This window comes from Corallococcus sp. BB11-1 (assembly GCF_026626625.1).
Classification (GTDB): Bacteria; Myxococcota; Myxococcia; order Myxococcales; family Myxococcaceae; genus Corallococcus; species Corallococcus soli.
Window position 1 is genome coordinate 93,324 of sequence record NZ_JAPNJY010000024.1, and the last position, 24,180, is coordinate 117,503.

The 24,180-nt window shown below is 72.9% G+C and carries 18 protein-coding genes; 16 read left to right on the plus strand and 2 right to left on the minus strand.

The annotated features are described in order from the left end of the window. Positions 1 to 4: 4 nt before the first annotated feature. Complete coding sequence (locus OV207_RS19865; RefSeq protein ID WP_267556703.1) at positions 5 to 403, plus strand: hypothetical protein; 399 nt, start codon at positions 5 to 7, stop codon at positions 401 to 403. Between the two features lie 104 nt (positions 404 to 507). Here OV207_RS19865 and OV207_RS19870 read toward each other — a convergent pair whose 3' ends face one another. Then, positions 508 to 2,829, minus strand: a complete 2,322-nt coding sequence (locus OV207_RS19870; protein ID WP_267556704.1) for a PAS domain-containing sensor histidine kinase — start codon at positions 2,827 to 2,829, stop codon at positions 508 to 510. 211 nt (positions 2,830 to 3,040) lie between these two features. On the opposite strand from OV207_RS19870, the gene OV207_RS19875 reads away from it, so the two are divergent. After that, positions 3,041 to 4,180 (plus strand): HEAT repeat domain-containing protein, encoded by a 1,140-nt coding sequence (locus tag OV207_RS19875; protein WP_267556705.1) that lies wholly within the window; start codon positions 3,041 to 3,043, stop codon positions 4,178 to 4,180. 15 nt (positions 4,181 to 4,195) lie between these two features. On the opposite strand, the gene OV207_RS19880 is transcribed toward OV207_RS19875, so the two are convergent. Continuing rightward, positions 4,196 to 4,600: a DUF1622 domain-containing protein gene (locus OV207_RS19880; protein WP_267556706.1), complete on the minus strand. Its 405-nt coding sequence runs from the start codon at positions 4,598 to 4,600 to the stop codon at positions 4,196 to 4,198. A gap of 349 nt (positions 4,601 to 4,949) precedes the next feature. Here OV207_RS19880 and OV207_RS19885 point away from each other — a divergent pair, with 349 nt between their 5' ends. From OV207_RS19885 to OV207_RS19950, 14 genes are all read left to right on the plus strand, one after another. Further along, entirely contained in the window at positions 4,950 to 6,908 is a 1,959-nt protein-coding gene (locus tag OV207_RS19885) for a hypothetical protein (protein WP_267556707.1), read from the plus strand. A gap of 16 nt (positions 6,909 to 6,924) precedes the next feature. Next, entirely contained in the window at positions 6,925 to 9,252 is a 2,328-nt protein-coding gene (locus OV207_RS19890) for a phage tail sheath C-terminal domain-containing protein (RefSeq protein WP_267556709.1), read from the plus strand. Further along, complete coding sequence (locus OV207_RS19895) at positions 9,252 to 9,815, plus strand: phage tail protein (RefSeq protein WP_267556710.1); 564 nt, start codon at positions 9,252 to 9,254, stop codon at positions 9,813 to 9,815. The genes OV207_RS19890 and OV207_RS19895 overlap by 1 nt, the downstream gene beginning before the upstream one ends. A gap of 26 nt (positions 9,816 to 9,841) precedes the next feature. Next, positions 9,842 to 10,333, plus strand: coding sequence for a phage tail protein (locus OV207_RS19900; protein WP_267556711.1), 492 nt, complete (start codon positions 9,842 to 9,844; stop codon positions 10,331 to 10,333). 1 nt (position 10,334) lies between these two features. Next, entirely contained in the window at positions 10,335 to 11,210 is an 876-nt protein-coding gene (locus OV207_RS19905) for a hypothetical protein (protein ID WP_267556712.1), read from the plus strand. 18 nt (positions 11,211 to 11,228) lie between these two features. Next, entirely contained in the window at positions 11,229 to 11,444 is a 216-nt protein-coding gene (locus tag OV207_RS19910) for a hypothetical protein (RefSeq protein WP_193348254.1), read from the plus strand. After that, positions 11,441 to 12,169: a hypothetical protein gene (locus tag OV207_RS19915; RefSeq protein ID WP_267556713.1), complete on the plus strand. Its 729-nt coding sequence runs from the start codon at positions 11,441 to 11,443 to the stop codon at positions 12,167 to 12,169. The genes OV207_RS19910 and OV207_RS19915 overlap by 4 nt, the downstream gene beginning before the upstream one ends. Positions 12,170 to 12,174: 5 nt before the next feature. After that, complete coding sequence (locus OV207_RS19920) at positions 12,175 to 12,453, plus strand: tail protein X (protein WP_193348256.1); 279 nt, start codon at positions 12,175 to 12,177, stop codon at positions 12,451 to 12,453. Continuing rightward, positions 12,453 to 13,640, plus strand: a complete 1,188-nt coding sequence (locus OV207_RS19925; protein WP_193348257.1) for a phage late control D family protein — start codon at positions 12,453 to 12,455, stop codon at positions 13,638 to 13,640. Before OV207_RS19920 ends, OV207_RS19925 begins: the two co-directional genes overlap by 1 nt. After that, positions 13,640 to 14,014 (plus strand): GPW/gp25 family protein, encoded by a 375-nt coding sequence (locus OV207_RS19930; protein WP_193348258.1) that lies wholly within the window; start codon positions 13,640 to 13,642, stop codon positions 14,012 to 14,014. The genes OV207_RS19925 and OV207_RS19930 overlap by 1 nt, the downstream gene beginning before the upstream one ends. Further along, a complete protein-coding gene (locus OV207_RS19935; protein WP_267556714.1) occupies positions 14,011 to 17,781 on the plus strand; it encodes a hypothetical protein in 3,771 nt (1,256 codons plus the stop codon). Before OV207_RS19930 ends, OV207_RS19935 begins: the two co-directional genes overlap by 4 nt. Further along, positions 17,778 to 20,324: a hypothetical protein gene (locus tag OV207_RS19940; RefSeq protein WP_267556715.1), complete on the plus strand. Its 2,547-nt coding sequence runs from the start codon at positions 17,778 to 17,780 to the stop codon at positions 20,322 to 20,324. The genes OV207_RS19935 and OV207_RS19940 overlap by 4 nt, the downstream gene beginning before the upstream one ends. Then, the gene (locus tag OV207_RS19945) at positions 20,321 to 23,962 is read left to right on the plus strand and encodes a phage tail protein (protein ID WP_267556716.1); all 3,642 of its coding nucleotides are present in this window, start codon (positions 20,321 to 20,323) and stop codon (positions 23,960 to 23,962) included. Before OV207_RS19940 ends, OV207_RS19945 begins: the two co-directional genes overlap by 4 nt. Further along, positions 23,959 to 24,180: hypothetical protein (locus OV207_RS19950; RefSeq protein ID WP_267556717.1), on the plus strand; the 222-nt coding region annotated here is incomplete at its 3' end. The genes OV207_RS19945 and OV207_RS19950, both read left to right, overlap by 4 nt.

Consider the following 24,180-nt stretch of genomic DNA (forward strand, 5'->3'; position numbering starts at 1 on the left):
GGAAATGATGAGTATTGTTGTGAAGAACGGTGGGGCTCCTCTTGTGGGTGAGGTTGAGGCGCTGGCCTTGGTTGACAATTTCCACCTCTATAGGATGGGGTGTGTCAAGCGCTTTCTGGTTGTTTTTCCCGATGAAGGGGAGACATCTGTTGTGATGGTCGCGGAGTATGCCGGAGGGTTCGAACTGACCATCACTCTTCTTGGGGTGCGGCAGCTCCGGGTGCCCGAGATCAACGAATATCCAATGCGACTTCCGGAGTTGGAGGTCGCGGATGTTCGAGGTGATGGACTTGAGAGGGTTTCGTATTCAGTCCAGGACTTTGGTGGTGGGGGATTCAAATGCCTCTGTAGAGATGTGAAGTTGAAGTTGATGACCACTGGACAGGCAGGATCCATGTCTTGAGGTCAGGATGGCTAGAACTCATTCTGGGTAAAAACTGCCGTCTCGTGGATGGCGCTCCGGCCAGTATGATTAGGGCGCCATCCACCGTCTTCAGGGAGAACCCTTCACGGAGCCGAAACGGGCAGCTCCACGATGAACGTCGCGCCCTGCCCGGGTTGGCTCTCCGCGCGCAGGGTGCCGTGGTGCGCTTCGACAATCTGTCGCGTGATGAAGAGGCCCAATCCCAGGCCTCCGTAGTGACGGGTTGAAACAGCGCGGGTGAACTTTTCGAAGATGGCCTGGAGGCTTGCCGGCGCGATGCCGATGCCTTCGTCCTTCACGCTCAGCCTTGCCATTCCCCGGACGCGCTCCACCGTGAGCGTGACCGGCTTGCCCGCGCCGTACTTCAGCGCGTTGGACAACAGGCTGCTCGTCACCTGCTCCAGGCGGTGCCGGTCCCACCGGCCCACCACGCCGTCCGGGGCCTGGATGACCATCTCACAGCCCGCCTTCGCCGCCTGGGGCTTGAACCGCTCCACCACGTCCCGGACCACGGAGGCCAGGTCCACTGGCTCCAGTTGCAGCGGCGCGGACGGGCCCGTGAGCTGCGTGACTTCCAGCAGGTCGTTGATGAGCGTGGTCATCTTGCGGATCTGCCCGGTCACGCTCTCCGCGGTGCGCACCACGCGCTCCTGCAGCCCCTCCAGCGACGAGGCCGTCTGGGCGTCCCTCAGCAGGGACTGGAGCTTGAGCTGCAAGGGCGTCAGTGGCGTCTTCAATTCGTGGGACGCCACCGTCAGGAACTCATCCCGCAGGGACACCGCGTGCTGGAGCTGGGCCTGGGTCGCTCGCAGCTCGCTCACGTCCTGGTGGGCCAGCAGCACCGTCGCCGGGTGGCCGTGCTGGGCGGGCAGGGGCGCTGCTTCAATGAGCAGGGAATAGCGCCCCGTGGGCGTGTGCCACACGACGGGAGCCCCATGCACCGGCTCCCCGCGCGCGGCTCGCACCCCCGGGATCTCTTCGTTGCTCAGCGGCCGGCCCTGCTCGTCCGTGAAGAGGTAGGTGCCCGCGTAGCGTTCAGCCCGGAGGCCTTCGGGAAACTCGCCGCCGGCCATCTGCCGGGCTGCCTGATTGGCGAAGAGGGTCCGGCCGGAGTGGGGCTCCATCAGCAGCAGGGCCACGGGCGTCCGGTCCAGCACCGCCTCCAGCCACTGCTGCTGATTCTTGAGCGACGCGGCCCACTGCTCCAGCTTCTCCCTCGCCTCCACCCGCTCCGTCACGTCGATGGCGAACGACAGCACGGAGTCCACCTGACCGTGCACGTCGCGCAGGGGCTGGTAGACGATGTCGAAGCGCCGGAAGGTGCCCGTTCCCGTCGCCTGGACGTCGGTGGCGAGCGATACCTCCTTCTGCGTCTGCGCCTCCCCGGTGGTGAAGGCCCGGCTCACCAGCCCTGAATACACATCGTCCGGGCTCACATGGGGCCGCAGCTGTTTTCCCGTCAGGTCCATGCCCTTCGCCAGGCGCTGGTAGAGGGGGTTCACCAGCGTGAAGGTCTGCTCCCTCCCCGACAGGATGGCGATGGAGGCCGGAGCGCTCATCAGCACGGAGTGCAGCCGTGCCCGCTCGGTCTCCACCTGCGCCTCCGCCTTCTTGCGCTCCGTGACGTCCTCCGCGGTGGACACCCACTCACGGATGTCACCCTTGTCACCGAAGACGGGCACGGCGCGGCCCACCACGTTCCGGTAGCCCCCCGCGTGGAACTTCAGGCGGAACTCGCCCCGGTAGGACGTGCGCGTGCGCAGGGACTCCACCCAGCCCCGCACCACGCGCTTGCGGTCCTCGGGGTGGATGGCGGAGAGCCAGCCCAGCCCCAGGTGCTCCTCGTGTGTCTGGCCGGTGAAGGCCAGCCAGCGCGGCGCGGGCTCCACCACCTCGCCCCGGCCGTTGGTCGTCCACACCGGCTGGGCCATGGCCTCCACCAGCGAGCGGTAGCGCTGCTCGCTGGCCTGGAGCGCTTCGTGGGCCCTGCGCTGCTCCGTCACCTCCACGACGATGATGCCGATGCCCAGCAGCACCCCCGACGGGGTCCGCATGGGGTAGTAGCTGGTGAGGAAGTGGCGCTCCACCCCGGCCGCCCTGGGCGTGGTGCCGCTGAGCTCGAACGTCTTCGCCTCCCCCCCGTCCATGATGTGCTGGTACTGGGGGCGCAGCAGGGTCCACATCTCCGGCAGGAGGTCCTGCACCTTGCGGCCCAGGTGGGCGGCGCGCGGAATCCCATTCATGTCCGCGAGGGCTTCGTTGACCTGGACGAAGCGCTGCTCCAGGTCCACCACGGCGAGGCCCACGGGCGTGCATGCCACCAGGGTCTCAAGGAGGAGCCGGGAATGCGCCTCGGTCATGCCCTCGGTGGCCGCACCGTCGAAGCTTGCGCTGGGACTTTCCACGCGCGCCTCCTAGGGCCACGGCCCCTTCCGACAAGCGGGGAAGCAGGGCCCCGTGACGCCGCTTCCCAACGCTGGAGTGGCCTGAACTGGAGGGTGTGCATCCCTGCTGGGTCTTGGCATCCTCCTGCCAGCCAGGAGCGCAGCCACCGATTGGCTGGTCCCCGTGAAGCCGTGTCTCCGCCTCCCGACGGCTGGAATACAGTCCGGCCCCATGCCCAATCTCCGGATGCTCCTGCCCGCCGGTCTGCTCGTGTGTTCCGCCTGTGCGGCGCCTGCCCGCTCCACCGGGCCGTCCGGAGTCCGACCCGCGCCCCTCGCGGTCGAAGCCGCGGCCACGCCCGCGCCGCCTGCTCCCCAGGCCTCCGTGGCGCCCGACCCGCTGTACCTCTTCGAAGGCGTGGAGGTGTTCGGCATCCGCAAGCTGCCCCGGGAGGAGCTGCTCCGGCTCATCGGCATGCCTGCGCCCGGCTCGCGCTTCAACCTGGAGGCGGGCGAATTCACGCCGCACCTGGTGGAGAGCAAGCCGCGCCTGCTCGCCGCGCATCCGCTGCCGTTCTGCCGGTATTCGATGGTCACCTATCCCCCGACGCGCACCTTCCGCGTCACCGTGGATCTGGTCGAACCGGGGAACGAATGGCGGATGCGCTTCGCTCCGGCGCCCACGGGCTCGGTCGAGGACCCCGGTGGTCTCATCGCCGCGTGGGGGGCCTACCAGCAGACCTACTGGACGCTCCGCCGGGAGGGCGCGGTGAGCGAGACCTCCGTCGGTGGCTGCCGGGCCCTGACGTGCTACGGCGGCTTCGACCACCCCCAGCTCGCGCCGCTCGAAGCGACCTTCCTCGAAGGCGTGCCCCGGCACACCGACGCGCTGGTGCGCGTGCTGCGCGAGGACCGGGACGATTCGAAGCGGATGACCGCCGCCATCCTCCTGTCCTACGTGCGCTCGCGTGAGGCGCTGGTGCGCTACCTGATTCCCGCCGTCCACGATCCCTTCGAGGGCGTGCGCAACGAAGCCCTGCGGCTGCTGGGCACCGCGCAGGAGGGGCAGCCGAAGGGGCTCCTCCCGCTGGAGCCCGTGCTGGAGGCGCTGTGGTTCCCGCTGTCCTCGGATCGCAACAAGGCCGCCTGGGCGCTGGTGCGCGTCGTGGAGGCGGAGGGCGCCACGCGGCGGACGCAGATCCTCAACCAGGCGGGCGAGGTGTTGGTGGAGATGGCGGGCATGCGGCAAGCCGTCGACCGGGAGCCCGCGCGCAAGGTGCTGACCCTGCTCGCGGGCCGCGACCTGGGCGAGGACGTCGCGGCCTGGCGCGAATGGGTGGCCCGGACCCGCACCGCTCCCGCCGGGCATTGACGCGCGAAGGACGCCTCAAGGATGCGGGGGATTGCGCCCGCCTTCCGAGGCCTCGTCCGCGCCGGGCCGGCGTTCGTCGTCGCGTCCCTGCTGCCAGGGCCAGCGTCCTTCGATCTCTACCTCCAGCGTGAAGCTGAGGAAGGTCCGGATGAGGACGATGAGGCCCAGGATGAGGACCTGACGCAGCGTGGGCGCCTCGGCGACGGTGCGGATGATGTCCGCCGCGACGAGCAGCTCCAATCCCAGCAGGATGGCGCTGCCCAGGTAATGGCGCATCAGGCGGTAGCCATCCCTGCGGCGCCCTGCCTGGTAGCGCACGGCGACGAGCCCCACGGACGCCACCGCCCCCACCACCATCACCGCCACCCCCGCTCCCTCGAACAGGCGCGCGGCCAGGGCCACGAAGTCCGTGAATAGCATCGCGCGCTTCCCTCCAGGCAGGAGGATGGCGTGCACGCGCGCGGTGGGTGAGTGGCGTGGATGGGGCAGGGCGGCGCATGCCCGTCCGCTGGCTCCTGGATCGGCCCCCATATGTCTGTCTTTGACGCGCTGTCTACCTGTCTCGCGGGGCTGTCCATCGTCAGGTTTGACACACTGCAAGGCAAAGGCTGACGGACCCGGGGTGTTGACGGCGGCTCGTCTCCTGCTCCATTGTGCCCGCGCGACGTCCTGGACGTCGGTGATGACATTCTGGTTCTGCGGGTCCGGGGGGTGCCGTGACGCAGCAGCTTGAATCCAGACGGGATTGCCCCGGCGCGGGTGAGGCCGCGTGATTCGAGAGATCCTCTCGGGCCTGCTCTGGCAGGGCCGGATGGCATTGCGCAGTGGGGATGTGCGCGTCTTCGCCGCGCATGGCTACGTGGACGAAGGCTACCGGCCCTCGCGCGTGCCGTTCTTCTCCGTCGTGGGCCCGCTGGGCCTCCACCCCGAACCCGAGCGCGAGAACGGCCGCACCGCCACCTCCACCGTCCGCGTGCCGGGGCATGTCATCGGCAGGCCCCGAGGCCCCGCGGACAGCGTGCCCGCGGGAGGGGCCCTCAAGCTGCGCCTGGATGGGCGTGCCGTCGTCACCCTCACCGCGCTCCCGGGTGGTTCGTTCGCGAGCGCCGCCACCGGCCCGGCGCTCGTGGCCGCGCTCAACGCGAAGCTCGCGGACGCGCTCGCGGGGGGGCAGTTCCAGGAGCCCTCCGGCGCGCCGCTCACGGATCCGCTGCTGCTCGCGGCGCTCGCCGCCGTCACCTGCCGCTGGGACGCGGAGGGCGGACGGATCGCGATCAGCGCCGACCCGGGCATCGCGTCGCTCGACTTCCGCTCCAGCGTGGAGGTGCTGTCCGTCACCGGGAGCATCGCGGCCCCGCTGGGCCTGGAGCCTCCGGAGCGGGCCCAGGAAGGGCGCACGTACCTGAGCCGGCTCCGGGCGCCTCGCGCCATGACCGTGGACGTGCAGGTGGACCTGTGGGCGGCTTCGCAGGTGGACCTGGCGTCCATGATGGACACGGTGGCGCTGTCCATCCCCACGCGCGGACAGATGGTCCTCCGCCCGTCGCTGCTGGGCGCGGACGTGCCGGAGGGCGCCACGAAGCTGCGCCTGCTGACGCGCGGCGAGCCCACCACCCCCGCGTCGCTCGCGCACCTGGAGGCCAGCGACCAGGGGCAGGAGCGCGCTCGCGGGGGACGCGTGGACCTGACGCCGGGCGCGTCATGGGAGCCGGCCTCCGGCGGCCTTCGCCTGTCCGGCACTGGCACCGCCACCGTGCGCGTCCACCCGACGCCCGTGGTGCCCGACCTCTTCCATCCGGACAATCCGGCCCCGGACGGGCTCGGGCTCTCGCTGGGCCTCCGGGTGGACCCGGGCGCGGCGGACGCCCAGACGCTGCCGGTGTGCGTGCTGCTCGCGCAGGCGCAGCCGGTGCTGCGCCTGGTGCTCAAGTACCTTCAGGCGGGCACGCGGCTCTGGGGCGAGGTGGTGGCCACCGCGACGCTGGCCCGCGAGGGCGGCACCCAGGTGGCGGAGACGCGCTGGCGCCTTCCGGCCGAGCGGCTGGAGACGGGCGTGGTGCTGCACGCGCGGCTGGAGGCGGGGGAGGGCGTGGTGTGGCTGTCGGTGGATGGCGCGCCGCAGCCGTTGCAGGACGCGGACGCCACGCCCGCGGCCCCCGTCGCGGCGCCGGGCGTCACCGTGGCGACCAGCGACATGCTGCTGACGCTGGGCGCGGACACCGGCACGCCGCTGGCGTTCACGGTGGACCACCTGCACCTGTCGGCGGAGCCCGTGGGCCCGTTGGATCCGGCGCTGCGCCGCTCCGTCACCGCGCCCTCGCGGCTGCGGCCCGGGGACGTGGTGGTGCTGGGGGATTGCGAGGACGGCTACCGCATTGGCAAGCGGCGCTTCCAGGCCCTGGCCCTGTCGGTGGACGGCGACGAGGTGACGCTCAGCCGGCCCGTGGAGGGTGGCTGGTCGCGGGGGCGCACCCTGGTGTTCCAGGACGAGTGCTTCTTCTTCCAGACGCAGCTGCGCCGCAGGGACGACCTCTTGAACCACCTGTACCGCTGCAGCGTGGACTACCGGGTGTCCGCGCTGCTGGAGGAGCCGAACGCGCGCGCCAGCGCCCGGCTCGTCGAGAAACCCCAGGTGGAGCTGCTGCCTCGGGGCGCGTCGCGCGCCGCGGGCGGCCACCCGGGGACGTCTGTCACCGAAGTCGACACCGCCAAGCGCGGGGCCATCTGAAACCAGGAGGACGAACGTGCCAGAGCGATTGCATCCGGGCGTCTATGTCGAAGAGAAGAGTGCCGGCGCACGCCCCATCGAAGGGGTGGGCACCTCCACGGCGGCGTTCGTCGGGGAGGCCGCGCGCGGCATCCCGGGGATGGCCTGGTTCCTCACCGGCTTCGCCGAATACGAGCGCGCCTTCGGCGGACACCAGCCCGGAGAGGCGGGCCTGCTCGCCCAGGCGGTGGAGGCGTTCTTCGACTCTGGCGGGCGGCGCGCCTACGTCGTGCGCGTGCTGCCGTCGGACGCGGCCATCGGTGCCTCCGTGGCCCTGGCCTCGCGCGCGGGCGGCGGCCTCAACGCGCTCACCTTCCTGGCCCGGGGCGCGGGCGTCTGGTCGGAGTTCCTCCGCGTCCACGTGGCGGACTCCACCAACTTCCCCGGCGAGGCGTTCCGCGTGGACGTCGTCTGGACGGAGGCAGGGGCCACCCGGACGCTGGAGACCTTCGACGACCTGCGCATGGACCCGTCCGTGGAGGACTACGTCGGCGAGCGCATCAACGACATCTCCCGGTACATCCGGATCCGCGACGAGTACCAGGTGAAGCTGGCCGCCTCGCCGTCGGGGACGGTGCTCGTCGCAGGGCAGGTGCCCCGGCTCAAGGCCGTCGTGCCGGCCAGCGGCAAGTACACCCTGTACGACGGCGCGAAGCTCCAGGTCGTGACGTCGGATGCGGCCCAGCCGGACGTGGAGCCCACGGTGATGGACATCCCCGTCACGCAGGCGCTGGTGGTCGCCGCCGTGCCGGCCGCGACGTTCAGCAACGGCAAGGTGCTGCTGACCGCCGCGGAGCTCAAGACCTTCCTGGGCAACGCGGTGAGCGCCGCGGCGCTCACCGGCACCTTCGTCATCGAAGGCACGGACGCGCCGGAGATCGCGCTCAAGGTGGCCGCCGGCCCCACGCTCTCCATCGCGAAGCCGGTGGCCCCGGCGACCAGCTACGACCTGGATGCGGAGGACCTGGAGCTCACGCTCGGCGCGCCGGACGGGAACACGGTCGTCCCCATCCCCATCACCGCGGCCGACACCTCGGCGGTGACGCCCGAGGAGCTGCGCGCGTCGCTCGCCGCCGCGCTCGCCGGGAAGGTCACGTCGGTGGTCATCGCCTCCGGGGGAAACATCCTCGTCACCGGCCTGCCCACCGCGGGAGGCACCACCACGCTCGCGTCGAGCGGCACCGGCATCACCGGCACGCCCACCGCTGGCTCCGCGGGGCTGACGTCGGGGAACCACGACGGCCTCCAGCTGTCCATCTCCGAAACGCTCCAGCCCACGGTGCCGCCCATGCTGCGGCAGCTGGGCTTCCCGCCGCGCGCCCGGGGCTACGCGGCGAACTCGCCCGCCAACCCGCTGGTGCGCCCGGTGAGCATCACCCACGTGCGCCTGCTGGGCGGCAGCGACGGCAGCACGGCGCTGGACACCTCCGACTTCGCGGGTGACGTCAAGGCGCGCACCGGCCTGCACGCGCTGGACGGGGAGGACATCAACCTGGTGGCGCTGCCGGGCAAGAACGAGGTCGCGTACATCTCCGCCGGCATTGCGTACTGCGACAACCGGGGGGACTGCCTGTTCCTTGCGGACGGCCCCGGCGGCGTGGACAAGGACTTCGCCGTCGCCCCGGACGACGCCAAGCAGTTCATCGAAGGCCTGCCGTCGCGTTCCAAGAACTCCGCCATGTTCTACCCGTGGATCCGCGTGGTGGATCCGGTGGGCGTGGGCCGCAACCCCACGCGGCTCGTCCCGCCGTCGGGCCACGTCGCGGGCCTCTTCGCGCGCACGGACAACACGCGCGGCGTGTGGAAGGCGCCCGCGGGCATCGAGGCGTCCATCTCCGAGGCGCTGGGGCTCCAGTACCCGGTCATCGACAGGGAGCAGGACATCCTCAACCCGGTGCACCTCAACTGCCTGCGCCAGTTCCCCGGGGTGGGCATCGTGTCGTGGGGTTCGCGCACGCTGTCGCCGGATCCGGAGTGGCGCTACATCCCGGTGCGCCGCACCGCGCTCTTCCTCAAGGAGTCGCTGCGGCGCGGCCTGCGCTGGGCGGTGTTCGAGCCCAACGACGAGGACCTCTGGAGCCGCATCCGCAACGCCATCCAGGCCTTCATGCTGGGCCTGTACCGCCAGGGGGCCTTCCAGGGCGCCACGCCGGAGGAGGCCTTCAGCGTGGTGTGCGACCGGAGCACCAACCCGCAGGAGAACGTGGACGCGGGCATCGTCACCGCGCAGGTGTCCTTCGCGCCGCTGAAGCCCGCGGAGTTCGTGGTCCTCGAAATCAGCCAGCAAAGCCAGCTGGTCGCCTGATGACGACCCCCGTTCCCGCCAACGCGCGCAACCCGCTGCGGACCTTCCGCTTCCGCATCCGCATGGACACGTCCGCCGCCGGTGACTACGTGGCGGGCGTGCGCTCCGTGTCCGGCCTGTCCGTCCACGTGGGCGCCTACGAGGTGTGGGAGGGCGGCAACAACCTGCACCGCTACGCCCAGCCCCACAAGGTGAACTGGGAGCCCATCGTCCTGGAGCAGGGCCTGGCGGTGGACGACACGCTGGAGCGCTGGGCGCGCGCGGTGCTGGAGTTCGCGCGCACCGGCAAGGCCCCCGGTGAGGCGGTGAAGCGCGACGTCTTCATCGACCTGTGGGACGGGTTCGCCCATCCCGCCGAGGTCCCGGTGCCGGGGCCGGCGGACGCGCGCATCCGCAGCTTCCATGTCCACAACGCGTGGGTGAGCAAGTACCACGCCCTGCCCAAGCTGGACGCCATGGCGGGGGAGGTGGCGCTGATGACGCTGGAGCTCACCCACGAGGGCTGGGAGCCGGTGCCCCGTCCGCCGCCCACGAAGCCGGCGCCGTCCACATCGCCCGCCTGACGTCTTCTTCCTTCGAGGAGCCCGCCATGCCCCGATTCGTCGAATCCACGAAGCGTGACCCCTACCGGAACTTCAACTTCCGCGTGCTGCTCAACAACGTCGAGGTGTACGCGTGCCGGAAGATCTCCGGCCTCACCGGCACCGTGGAGGTCGTGAAGTTCCGCTCCGGCAACAGCGTCAGCTCCGTGGACGAGCTGTCCCCCGGCCGCACGCACTTCGAGCCCGTCACGCTGGAGGCCGGGCTCACCAACGACACGGCCTTCCAGGACTGGGCCACGCAGCTCATCCGCCACGAGGCCTCCTCCGGACTGCGCGCGGTGGAGCCCGACTACCGGCGCACCGTCGAAATCCTCGTCTACGACCTGGACCACAACAAGGTCGTGAAGAAGTTCATCCTCCACAACGCGTGGTGCTCGAAGTTCACCGCGATGTCGGAGCTGGCCGCGGAGGCGAACGAGATCCTCGTGGAGATCGTGGAGCTGCAGCACGAGGGCTTCACCATCGAGCAGGTGGCCTGACGTGCTGTCCGGGCCCGCCAGCACCGTGCTGCTGCCGCACGGCCTCTTCGACGAGGACGGCCGCTGCCACCGGCTGGCGGAGCTGCGTCCGCTCACCGGTCGCGAGGAGTGGGCGCTGGCCGACGCGGGTAATCACCCGGACCCGCGCGCCGTGAGCGCGCTGCTCGCCGCGTGCCTGGGGCGGCTGGGGGACTTCCCGTCCGTGGACGCCCCGCTCGCGGCGGCGCTCACGCGGGGAGACCGGCACCACCTGGCCCTGCACCTGCGGGCCCGGCTGTACGGGGACCGCCTGACGCTGGTGGCGCGCTGCCCTTCGCCGGGCTGTGGCGCGATGGCGGACGTGGACGTGCGCCTGTCCGCGCTGGCGCCGGAGCGGCCGGACGCGGCGCCGGAGGTCCTGCGCGTGGCGCTGCCGGAGGGGCCCGCGGAGGTGCGCGAGCCGACGGGCGAGGACGACGCGGTGCTGGCCCGGGCGGAGGGCTCGCGCGAGGAGCGGTCCGCGCTCCTGTGGTCGCGGCTGGTGGAGGTGGCGGGGCAGCCGCTGTCGCCGGAGGGGTGGAGGGCGTTGCCGGCGCGCTCGCGGCACGCGGTGGCGCTGGCGCTGGCGGACGGCACCACGGCGCCGGACCTGGGGCTCGTGGCGCGCTGTCCCCGGTGCGAGGCGTGGCTGGAGCTGGAGCTGGAGCCGTTCGCGCTGCTGGCGCGCGAGCTGCGCGGCGGGGCGGCGCGGCTGGAGACGGAGGTGCACGTCCTGGCCTTCCACTACCACTGGTCGGAGACGGACATCCTGGCCCTGCCGCGCGCGCGGCGGTGGCGCTACCTGGAGCTGCTGCGCCGAGAGCTGGACGGCCGTCCGCTGGTGGATGGCTGGAGCTGACGAGAGGACCCACACGCCATGGCCCCACCCCCCGTGCATGGACAGGTCGGACTCACCCGCCGCGAGCTGGAGCGCGAACTCGCGTGGATGCTGCGCAGCGTCCCGGACGACCCCCGGGAGCTGGTGAAGCTGTTCACCCAGACGATGGTGTCGCTGCTGGACAAGAACAACGAAGCCATTGCCCGGAGCCTCGCGCAGCGTGAGGCGTCCGGGGGCATCCGGAGCAACGGATGACGCGCAACCTGGAGCCGTCCCTCCTCGCGTTCGACCAGCAGCTCGCCCGGGGCATGCTGGTGACGCTGCCGCAGACGGCCGAAGATCCGAAGTCCGAGCCGAGCGTGCGCGCGCTGCGCTTCCAGTACAACCCGGAGACGGTGACGCGCACGCGCGCGGGGCAGTGGGAGACCAAGCCCGGCAAGACGCCCGAGCAGACGAAGGTCCTCACCGACGGGCAGCGCGGCGGCGGGCTGCATGCCAAGAGCGAGACGATCGCGCTGAAGCTCATCTTCGACGTGACGGAGGCGCTGCTGCGCGACCGCGAGTGGGCGGGCACGTCCGGGGTGCTGCCGGAGCTGGCCATCCTGGAGGGGATGGCGCTGGGCAAGGACCAGACGGGCGAGGAGGAGAAGAAGCCCGCGACGAAGCTGGTGTCGCTCAACCCCACGGAGCTGCTGCTGCTGTTGGGGCCGCGCAAGTTCCCGGTGGTCATCACCGGGATGACCATCGTGGAGCAGCGCTTCGACACGGGGCTGTACCCGCTGCGCGCGGAGGTGGACCTGCGCATGCGCATCCTGGAGGTGGGGGAGAACGCGGCCAACAGCAAGGTGGCGCAGGCCTTCAAGAACCTGAGGGACCAGCGGCGTGAGATGGAGGACCTGGCGGCGGTGAAGGGCGCGGACGCGCAGACCCTCATCGCCCAGGCGCTGGAGCCCGGGCTCAAGTCGAACGGCACCGTCTGACGGCCATGAGCGACCCCTCTTCCCGGAACAAGGACCTGCCCACGTACGCGGTGCCCCTGGGCGCGGGCGGCGCCACGGTGTCGCTGTACGTGCCGCGCGTGGCCCCCCGTCAGCCCACGTCCCTCCTGCACAAGGTGGCGGCGGGGGACCGCCTGGACCTGCTCGCGCAGCGCTACTTCAGCGACCCGTTCCAGGCGTGGCGCATCGTGGATGCCAACCCCACCTTCGAGCCCGAGGCGCTCCTGGAGCCGGGCACGGTGCTCTTCATCCCGGAGAAGCCCTGATGGCGGAGCAGCGCGCGGCGTTCCTCCAGCTGTGGATCGACGGGCAGCCGATGACGGATGCCCGGGGCCGGGTGACGCGCCTGGAGGTGGACGAGCGCACCGACGACGCGTCGTCCTTCCACCTGTCGCTGGACATGTCGCCCACGGACGCCGGGGACTGGGACGCGCTGGCGGACGGGCGCTTCCAGCTGCTCAAGCGCATCACCATCAGCTTCGGGCTGGGTCTGCCGGACAGCGAGGCGCCGGACGTGGAGGAGGTGGTGTTCGACGGCTACATCACCGCGGTGGAGCCCTGCTTCGGACCGTCGCGGGTGCCGGACTCGTCGCTGGAGCTGTACGGCCTGGACGCGTCGTGCCTGATGCACCTGGAGGAGCGCACGCGGTCGTTCAGCGGCATGTCCGACGCGGGCATCGCGCGGCAGCTCTACGGTGAATACGGCTTCGCGCTGGACGTGCAGGAGACGGCGCCGGTGCGCGACGCGACGCGCGCGGTGGTGCTCCAGCGCGGCACGGACGCGGCGCTCCTCCGGTGGCTCGCGCGGCGCAACGGCTACGAGGCCTTCGTGGAGCGCAAGCCCGGCCCGGTGGGCGCGGGCGCCAACGCCGCGGCGGAGTGCGTGGGCCACTTCCACCTGCCCCGGCCGGAGGGCGCGAAGCAGCCGGACCTGTCGCTGCTGCCGCGCTCCACGCCGTCCGTCATCGAGCTCAAGGCGCGCTGGGAGAGCCACCGGCCCACGGAGCTGCGGGGCGCGCACATCGACGAGCGCACCCGGCGCATCCGCTCCGCCACGGTGTCCGCGCCGCGCTTCCCGCGCATGGGGAGCACCAGCCGCGCGGACATCCTCAAGGCCCGGATGGCCGCGGTGCTGCCCAAGCGCTCGGACCTGACGGCGGTGGGCCTGCAGTACGTGGACGTGCCGCACGACGTGCCGGAGGTGGAGAACCTGGCGTGGGCGGACTACCGCGAGGCGGACTGGCTGGCGGAGGCGAGCGGCACGGTGCAGGGCCTGCGCTACGCGCGCATCCTCCGGTCGCGGCGCCCGGTGGGGCTCGTGGGGGCGGGCAAGCTGATGGACGGCACCTGGTACGTGCGGGGCGCGCGCCACCGCTGGGTGTGGGCGGCGGCCCTGGCCCGCTACGAAGTGGACGTGGACCTGGCGCGCAACGCGCTCAACGGGGTGGCGTGATGGGGCGCGGCCTGCACTTCCCCTTCCAGTTGGGAGACCTGGGCACGCCCCGCACCGTGGGGCCCGCGCAGGTCATCCGCCAGCAACTGGAGCAGCTGCTGTTCACGCTGCCCGGCGAGCGGGTGAACCGTCCCCGCTTCGGGTGCGGCGTGCAGAAGATGGTGTTCGGCGCGGCGAGCCCGGAGGCCGCCGCCGCAGCCGAGTACATCATCCGCCTCAACGTGCAGGAGTTCATGCGCGAGCAGGTGCGGCTGGACGCGGTGAAGGTGACCGCCGAGGACGCCACGCTCTACGTGGACATCCTCTACACGCTGCTGGCGACGGGCGAGGAGCACGCGGAGCTGTTCCGCCGGCCGCTGGAGGCGCCTCCGTGAGCGCGCTCGTCCTGACGCTGCCCCTGGAGGACTCGCTGGAGGCGGCGAACACGGCGCTCCAGACCTCACCGCCGGGCGAGGTGGAGTGGGTGCTGCCCGTGGGCGAGGGCGTGCTCACCACCGACTTCGTCATCGGCTCGCCCGTGCACGCGCTGCGGCTGCGGGGCGGGGCGGGGGTGACGCTGAAGCTCGACGGCGGGTCGCTGGTGCTCATCGGCACGGCGACGGGCCTGTCGGACGTGGCGGTGGTGGCCGACGGGTCCGCGAAGGGCGTCGTGCTCAAGGGCGGGCGTGTGGAGGTGTCGGACGTGTCGGTGGCGGCGACCGCTCCGGCGGAGTGCACGGCGCTGACGGTGGACTCGCCCGACGGCACGGTGAGCATCGACTCGCTGATGGTGACGGCGAAGGGCGCGGATGCGACGGGGCTCCGGCTCCTGGCGAAGGAGGCCCGCGTCACCGGCCTGTCCGTCTCCGACGTGGAGGCCTCCTCCGGGGACGCCTTCGGGGTGAGGGCGGTCTGCCAGCGCTCGCAGTGGGCGGACGTGCGGGTGCGGGAGGTCCACGGCAAGCAGGTGGGGACGGGCCTGGAGCTGGCGGGCCTCTTCCGCGCCGACCTCTCCGGGCTCTCCGTGTCGCAGGTGTCCGGCGCCGGTGCCGTCGGGGCCCGGGTGCTGGTGTCCCGTGAGGAGGGGGAGGGCGTGTCGTCGGTGGACGTGTCCGTCACCGGGGTGAAGGCGCTGGAGACGCGGTGGTGCGTGGGGCTGGTGGTCGGCACGCCGGGACCGCTCCAGGTGCGGGGCTTCACCGTGCGCGCGGTGCAGGGGGCGTTCGCGCTGGGGCTGTTGGTGGTGGGCGGACGCGGCATGGAGGTGGGCATCGGGCAGGTGGAGGAGGTGCTGGGCGGCACGCTGGCCACGGGCCTGCGGGTGCTGGGCGGGCCTTCGCTCCAGCCGGTCGTGGTGCGCGACGTGGAGGTGAGTCGCGTGTCGGCGGCGCCCGTGCCCGCCGGTGCGCAGCCGGCTCCGGCGTGGTCGGACTGGCTCACCACCGCGCTGGAGTCGCTCGTGGGGGCCGTGGAGGGCCCGCTGACGCTGCCTGCGTTCCCGTCGGCTGCGGACGTGGTGGGGCTGCACCTGGCCGCGCCGCTGGGCGGGCTGGAGCCGGTGCTGGACGAAGGCACGCCGGGAGAGCTCTCCGTCGAGGACTGCTCGCTGTTCGTCATCACCGGCACCGCGCTGCAATTGGAGGGCGGGCTGCGCACGGCGCTGGTGCGGCGCACCGAGGCGTGGACGTCCGTGCACGCGGGCTGGCTCCAGGCGGAGCAGTTGCTGCTGGCGCAGCTCACCTGGCACCGGCACGCGCACGGGCTGCGGCTGGGGCCGGGCGAGGTGCGCGCCTATGACTCGCTCTTCACGGCCATCGTCGGCCCCCCGTTCGTGCTGGAGACGGACGCGGAGCTGTCCGCGTCGCCCGCGCTGTTCGCGGAAGGGGCGGGGCCTCCGTTCCTGGTGGTGGGGCCGCTGCCCTACGTGACACCGGGGACGCCGACGGTGCCTCCGGTGTTGCTCACCGGGACGCTGCCCCCGCCGGAGACCGTGGACCTGCGGCTGGTGCCGGACGCGAGCGTCACCCGCGCGGCCGTGGTCGTGCCGGGGGATGGCCCGAGGGATCCGGCGCCCTTCGTCGGCGCGTGGGCCCCGGACGTGGTGCCGGGCTGTGACGTCCGCGACCCGCAGCCCCGCCCGTGGCTCGCGGCCCCGGAGCGCCCCGCGCCGGGCGCGCTGGTGGACTACCTGGCCCGGGATGCGCGGTCGCTGCTGGCGGTGATGCTGGAGCGGGCCCGCACGGTGATGGCGCCGTGGGAGGACCGGGGGCCGGCGGACTTCACGACGATGTTGTTGGAGGCGGTGGCCGCGCAGCTGGACTCGCTCGCGTACCAGCAGGAGCGCGCGGTGGTGGAGGGCTTCCTGGAGGACGCGCGCCTGCGCCGCTCCGTGGAGGACCATGCTCGCGGCCTGGACTGCGTGCCCGACCCTGGCCTGTCCGCCACGGCGATGCTGCGCTTCCGGTTGGACGCGGACACGCTCGCGGCGCTGGTGCAGGCGCGGCTGGATGAACTCAGCCTGCCCTCGCTCCCCGCCGGCACCACGCCCCTGGAGTTCCTCACCGGCGGTGGCGTGCTGGAGCTGCCGGCGGACACGCTGGTGGCGAACAGCTCCACGCAGGAGCAGTCGCTGGTGTTCGTCACCGAAGCGCCGCTGTCGTACTTCCCGCGCCTGGACGCCATCCCGCTCGCGCAGTCGGTGCGGGTGGGGGACACCGGGGCCACGCTGGCGGGGGTGTTCCCGGAGCTGGAGTCCGGCCGGTGGCTGGTGCTGTACCGGGGACGCGGCCAGGGCGGGCACGTGGTGCGCGTGACGTCCGTGGTGCTCGCCACCGACACGACCTTCATCGGGTGGGATCCGCGCCGGCTGGCGCTGGAGGACTTCCTGGCGCCGGGAGATCCGACGCCCGGGCCCCGCGCGACGGTGCTGGGCAACGTCGTGCCCGCGCACCACGGCCTGCCGGTGACTCCGTTGCCGGAGGGCTTCGAGGCCGACTCCGCAGAGCCCTTCGCGCGCAGCCTGGCGCAGTGGCGCGCGTTGCTGTCTCCCACCGTGGATGGCAGCCGTGAGCGCGAGGTGGTGCTGCCTTTCCATCCCATCAGCGTCCAGGCGCCCGGGTATCCCCTGCCGGGAGACGAGGCGCGGCGCGGGACGCCCCAGCTCCAGGTGAGCGTGGAGGACGACCCGTGGACGCTGGTGGACGACCTGTCCGTGCAGGGGCCGGGGGATGAGGTCGTCGTGCTGCGGGCGACGCCCACGGGGGGCGCGAGCCTCCGGTATGGCGATGGCGTCAACGGCGCCGCGCTGCCGCCTCGTCAGATGGCGCTGGGCCTGTCGCTGCGCGTGGGCCTGGGGACGGTGGCCAACGTGGGGGAGGGCGTGCTGACGCGCCTGCTCCAGGTGCCGCTGGATGCGCAGCGTTCGGCGTCCGCGGGGGCGCTGCTCGAGCAGTCAATGGATGACGTGCGCCTGCTGGTGCGCGTGGACAACCCGCTGCCCGCTGTCGGTGGGCGAGACCCGGAGCCGCTCGACTCCATTCGCTACCGAGCGCCCGCGGGTGTCTCCGAGCCGTTGTCCGCCGTCACCGTCCAGGACTACGTGCGGCTGCTCCAGCGGATGCCGGAGGTCGCTGGCGCCTCCGCGCGCGTCGTGGACCGGGACCTGCGCACCGTCATCCGCGTCACCGTGCTGCTGCGCGACGAGGACACGCTGGACCGCGATGAGCTGCTGCGCCGGTGGGCGGGCGTGCGGCGAAGGCTGGAGGAGATCCGCCTGCTGGGCGTGGACGTGGAGGCCCTGCCGCCCCGCTGGGTGCCGCTCGACCTGGACCTGGAGGTGGACGTCGCGCCGCATGCGCAGGCGGATCAGGTGCGTGACGCGGTGGTGGGGGCCATCGCGGGGGACGGCGGGCTGCTGGATCCGGACCGCTCCGGGCTGAACGGCGACGTGCAGCTCGCGGACCTGTACCAGGCGGTGCTGCGGGTGGCCGGGGTGACGGCGGTGCGGGTGAAGCGCTTCCGCCGGCTGGAGTCCAACGCGCCGGAGCGGCTGGCTGAAGGCGTCATCCCCATCGGTCCGGAAGAGGTGGCCACCGCGCGCGGCGGGTACTGGCCGGGCTCCGAAGGGGTCCTCACCGTGCATGTCCGCGGAGGGCTGCGATGAGCCGCGTTCCCGCGGAGCACCAAGCACTGACGCACGAGCAGCTCCGCACGCGGCTGGGCGAGACGGCGCGCATCGCCTTCGCACGCGCGGACGAAGCGCCCACCTGGAACCCGCTCGCGTACGCCGCGCCGTCCTCGGTGGACCTGGGGCGCGGGTTGCTGGACAGCGTGGCGCTCGCGCTGCACGTGCTGTGGACGTACCAGCAGGCCTGGGCGGAAGAGGCCTTCCTCGCCACCGCGCGGCTGGAGGACTCCGTCTCCAAGCTGCTGGGCCACATCGGCTACCGGCCGAGTCCGGGCACGGCGGCGGTGGGGCTCCAGCACTTCCGCTGCAAGGCGAACGTGAGCGGCACGCTGCCCGCCGGCTTCGCGGTGTCGTCGGCCGCCGAAGGGGAGGAACTGGCCGCCACCTTCGAGACGCTCGCGCCGCTGCGCCTGCTCCCGGAGCTCAACGAGCTGCGCGCGTTCATGCCTCCTCGCGCGGGTTCGGAGTCAGGGACCGGCGGCGGGGCGGGCACGGGCGGTGCGGGCACCGGCGAGACGGGAGGGACCGGGGGCACGGGTGGCACCGGAGGCACTGGCGGGACGGGGGGCACCGGCGGGCCCTCGGGCGAAGCGGGCGAGCCCGGGGCTCCCGCGCCCACGGGCGGCATCTTCGGGCCGGGCTCGGTGCTCGCGGGCCTCCAGGAGCGCATCGAGGTGCAGCGCCACGGCCCGCTGGAGGAGCGGCGGGTGGCTCGGGCGAAGCAGGATGCGCGCAAGCTGGCGTCGCTGATGAAGACGCTGGAGCTGGAGGGGGACTCCGGCTGCAAGGGCACCCTCGACGCGCTCTGCGCACAACTGTGCGAAGCCCAGAAGGTGGTGGCCCAGGCCGCGCCCCCAGCCGGTCGTCCGGTGGGCGCGCTGTCCGAGTCGCAGGAGATCGTCGCCCGGCAGTTGCGCAACCTCCAGAAGCGACAGGCGGACGCGCTCGCCGCGCTGGAGGAGGCCCTGGCGCCGTGCGAGGACGAAGACCCGGCCGCGCACGCGCGACGCCTGGACCGGATGGTCACGTTCCTGGATGCCTTCGTAAACGGTCTCATCCAGGAGGCGCGGGATCAGCTCGTCCTGCTGAAGGGCAGCGAGGCGCTGAACCGGGCGGACATCGCGTTCGGCGCGGAGGCGGGCGTGGCCCGGCCGCTGGGCCTCGCGGGCGCTGGCGCGGACACGCTGTTCCTGCTGCCGTTGACGGACGCGTCGGGGCTCACCTCCCAGGAGCCGCCGGTGCGGCCGGGAGACTGGCTGGTGCTGGCCGAGGACGTGGAGCGCCTGGGGCCCGCGGGCGCGAAGGGCACGGAGCGACTCTTCCGCGAAGCGCTGCGGGTGCTGCGCGTGCGCATGGAGACGCCGGCCGGTCAGCGCACGCCGATGACGCAGGTGACGTTCCAGCCGCCACTGTCCCGCGCGTATGCGCTGGACCGGGTGGTGCTGCTCGGCAACAACACGCTGGTCAGCGAGGGCTCCACGGTGGAGGAGGTCGCAGAGCCCGCGCTGGACCGCCGCACCGTGCCCCTGCTCCACGGCCCGGTGACGTGGCTGCGCGACGCGAGCCACGCGGGAGGCCGCAGGCCGGAGGTGACCCTGAAGGTCGGGGGCCGTCCGTGGCGTCCGGTGGACTCGCTCCTGGAGGCCGCGCCGGAGGAGCCCGTGTTCTGCGTGGAGCCGCTGCCGGGGGGCGCCGCGCGCCTGCGGGTGGGCGGTCAGGACCACGGCGCGGCGCTGCCCCTGGGCGCGGAGGTTCGCGTGCGCTACCGCGTGGGCCGGGGGCTGGGCGGCAACCGGGCGGCGCTGCGGCTGATGGCGATGGGCAGCCCGCACCCTTGCGTGGAGAAGACCTTCAACCCGTTGCCGTTGTCCGGCGGGACGGACCCGGAGGCGCCCACGCTGGCGCGCGTGCGGGGACCCGCGATGGTAGGCGCGATGGACCGCGCGGTGTCCCTGTCGGACGTGCGGGCGCTGGCGCAGGTCTTCGACGGCGTGCACCGCGCGAACGTGTTCCGCGATGGCGTGCGCCGCCGCCTGCTGACGGTGGTGGTGTCGGGACCCGAGGGCGCGGCCCTGGGGCGTTCGGACATCGAGGCGCTGGGGGCGCACCTGATGGCGCGCGTGGCCCCCGGGGTGGAGCTGCGCTTGAAGAGCCGGCAGCGCGTGGAGGTGCGGTTGCGCCTGCTCCTTCGCGTCGTGAAGGGCGCGGACCCGGTGGCGGTGCTCCAGGAGACGCGGCTGCGCCTGGGCGTGGACCGGGATCCAGAGCGCGAACCGGGGCTGTTGGATCCGGAGCGCGTGGAGCTGGGCGCGGACCTCCAGTTGTCGGACGTGTACGGCGCGCTCGCGGACATCGACGGGGTGCGCTCGGTGGTGGTGCAGGGGCTGCATCGCGAAGGCACGCCGCCGTCGCTCTCCGAGCGCATCACCACCGCGCCGGGCGAGCTGCTCGGGTGGGCGCCGCCTTCCGGTGGAAGCGATGGCGTCGCGCTGTTCTACGAGGAGGCGCAGGACCTATGAGCCGTCCCTCGCAGCGCCTGCTCCAGCTCCTGCCCGGCCTCTACTCGGCGCGGGATGCTGTTGTCGCGGACCATCCCCTCCTCAAGCTGCTCGCCGTGCTGGGCACGGAGCTGGACGCGTTCTCCCGCGCCGTGGACCAGCTCTGGGACGACCACTTCGTCGAACGTGCCGGGCCGCAGGCGCTGCCGCTGCTGGCGGAGCTGCTGGGCGCGCGGCTCATCACCGGCGACCCCCGTGTGCAGCGCGGCGTGGTGGCGCGCTCGGTGGCGTGGCGGCGTCGCAAGGGCACGCTCGCGTCATTGGAGGAGATGCTCTCCGTCACCAGCCTCTGGGACGCGGAGGTGGATGAGGCCTTCCGCTCGCTCCTGGAGACGCAGGACCTCAACGACCTGCTGCCCTGGCGCGGGCGCACCGCCGTGGTGTGGGATCCCATCGGCCTGGCGGATCCGCTCACGCGCCGCTCGCCCGGCGTCGAGCGCCCGCGTGACGGCATCCCCGAACGAGGGCCGTTGCTTGGCGTGGCCCCGGGAGAGACCCTGGATCAGGCCTTGCGCCGGTTGGGCCGCGCGGACGCGGGCCGGCACGCCGCGTCCCCGCGCACGCTGGACCTGCTGGGCTGGGCCCGTCCGGACGTGGCGCTCATCCGCACCGCGCGTTTGACGCCGGTGGAGCTGGAGGAGGTGACGCCCGCGGAGGTGCACGTCCTGCCCAACGGCTACCGGGGCTTCCGCGTGGACCCGTTGGATCGGGACGGCCCGCTGGTGTGGCTCCAGCCGCTGGAGCGGGCGGACCTCACCGGGGGGCTCACCGCGCGCCATGAGCCCGACCCCGCCTCGCCCGGCGCGGGGCGCACGGCGGCGATGCTGCTGACGCCCACCGCGCTGGCGGAGGACGCGGACGAGGCGGAGCGGGCGGACGCCCTCACCGTGTCCGTGGATGGCATTCCCCTGGTGGGCCCGGAGGCGCTGCCGCTCCTGCGCGGCCCGCTGCCCACCGCGCCCGTGGGGCCCACGCCCACGCTCCGGTTCGCGGACCGGGGCCGGCCGGCGCCGGGAGACCAGTGGCGCCTGACGCTGCTCGCCGCCCGTGTAGACGCGGACACGCCGCTCCTGTCCTCCGTGCTCGAACCGGGCGCGCTGAACACCGTCACCGTCACCCCGGAGGCGAACCAGCTCCTGGGTGGCACCACCGCCGCGTTGCTCGTCGAGCGCCTGAAGGGGACGCCGCGCCTGAGGGACACGGATGGCGCCTGGCGCGACCTCACCCCCGGCATCCGTCTGGGGCTGCCCCGGAGCAACGCGGTTCGCGTGTCGCTGGCGGGGACCCCGTGGGTGGCGCGCATCGAACAGCACCTCGCGGACGGCAGCCTGCGCCTCGCCCGCTTCGACGCGAGCGCCGACGGTGGACCCTGGCAGGTGGCGGAGCTGGTGGGGGCCCTGCCTCCGGACGGTCCGGGCATGGCGCTCGCGGCCCTCGCGGACACGCTGTTGCTGGTGGCTCCGGACGGCGCGGGGAAGCTGGGCGTGTGGTCGGTGACGGGCCTGGAGGGTGCCACGCCCACGGCGACGCGCCTGGACACGACCAGTCCAAGACAGCCCGCCGCGCGGCTGGCCCCCAGCCTGTGCGTGCGCTCAGGACGGCTCTTCGTCCTGGGCGGAGACCTGGGCGGTGCGCCCACCGGGGACCTGTGGTCGCTCCCGGTCGCGGGTGGCACCTGGCGTCCGCACGCGGTGCGCAACCGTCAGGAGCGCAAGGCGGCCACGTTGCTCGGCACGCCGCAGGGGCTGGTGCTCGTGGGAGGCGAGGCCGTGACGGGTGAGCTGGCCGTGACGGTGATGGGCTGTGACCCTGCCTCCGCGAGCCCGGCGTGGCGTCCGCTGGCGCCGCTGCCCATCGAGCCTGGCCTGCCCGGGGTGCTCGTGGCCACGGAGACGGCCACCGGACTGGAGGCCCTGGTCTGGGCGGACACGACGCGGCCCCGGCGGCTGACGCTGACCCTGGGGGAGAGCGCCTGGGTGTCGGGCGCGCTGGAGCCGGACGGCACGAACCCGCCGATCCCCGGCGAGGCCCTGTACGCCGCCGGGCGCGTGCTCTTCGTGGACCCTCCGCCGCTGCCCGCCTCGGAGGTCGTCTTCTCGTTGGACGGGCGGGGCCACCTCGCGTTCCTGCCGGAGCTGGCGTTGCTGCCGGACGAGCTGCTGCGCTTCAACGTGGCCAACGACGGCGCGGTCTTCATCGAGCCGCGTCCGGGCCAGCCGCTCCCGTTGGATGCGCGGCCCGGCGGCGCCTACCACGCGCGGGACGCATCACGCTCCGGCGCCGCGCGGCGGTATTCGGTGCCCGGTCGGCTGCGGCGTCACCCGTTCAAGCTGCGGCAGCGGAGCCTGGGCCCCTGGAACACGCTGGCCCCGAGCAACGCCGCGGGCATCGTGGCGGTGGATCCGCGCCTGGGCCGCATCGTGCTCCAGGACGACGCGCCCGTGGGCCACGTCACCGTCTCCGCGCGCGTGGGCCGGGGTGCCTCCGTGGGCGCGGGGCTGCTCACCCCGGACCGCCGTCCGCCCGAGGACTGGGCGGAGCCGGACCTGCCGTTCCCCGAGCCCCCGGATCGCCCCGGCGACCGCTCCGGCACCGGGCGCCCCATCACGGCGTGGATCTCTCCGTCGCGCGCGGGCGGGGTGCTCGCGGCCGGTGAGGTGGAGCGGCCCATCGTCGCCACCGTCACGGAGGCCCTGGGCTTCGGCGCGCCCCCGGTGGTGGGCATCATCGGTTCGCCGCGCCTGCCGCCCGCGCGCCTGTCACAGGGGCTGGAGGCGGGCCTGTCCCTCTTCGCCTCGGACACGGGGGCCGCGCCCTGCATCGGCGCGGATGAGGACGGCCTCTCGCTGGCGCTCTACCCGGGCTTTGGCGGTGGCGCCGACACGGGCGTGTGGCTCGCGGGGCTGTGGCTCACGGGCCGCCTGGACCTGGTGCTCGCGCGAGGGCAGGCGGACCTGCGCTGGTGCAACCTGGGCGCACCCGGGCAGGTGGGGCTGTGGATGCCGGGCGGTGGGCACCAGGACGTCAGCGCGCGCCGCTCGCTGCCCCCGGCCGACGTGGAGCTGCGCCTCTACGGCTGCATGGTGGGCGCCATCGAACTGCCACCCTGGGTCCACCTCATCGCCGCGGGCTGCACCTTCGACGCGGGCAGCCGGGACACCACCGCCATCCGCGCGGCCGGGGCGCGCGTGCGGCTGCGGCACTGCACGGTCCTGGGCGCGACCGAGGCGGGCGTGCTGGAGGCGTCCTCCTGCGCCTTCGCGGGCGAGGTGCGCACGGACCGGCCCGACCTGGGCTGGGTCCGCTACAGCCTGCTCGGGCGCGGCGGACAGCCGCCGGTGTCGCACCAGTCGCGCGTGCACACCGTGTCGTTCCAGTCCAACCGCCAGACGGACCCGGGCTACCTGGTGCTGGCGGACAACAACGGCCCCGACGCGCTCCGCGCCTCCGAGCGCGGCGGCGTCCCCGGCGCCCATGGCGAACGCTCCGACCACGAGCGCGAACTCTTCGCGCGCACCGACGACGGCATGCCCATTGGCGTGACGCCGTTCCACGCCGACCGCACCCAAGACGACCTCACCCGGATGGGCCGATCATGACCGTGAAAGCGTACACCTCCAGGTCCCGCTTCGACGAAGCCCGGCGCTTCTCCGGCGTCTATCAGCAGATGGGGCGCATGAGCCTCGACGCCGACCACAACGAGGAGGTGCGGCTGCGCACCGTGGACGCGCGCCGCCGCTCCGCCGACGTGGCGGACGGCTCGCCCGACGACGGCTTCCGCATCGTGGACACCTTCCTCGTGGACCCCATCGGCAAC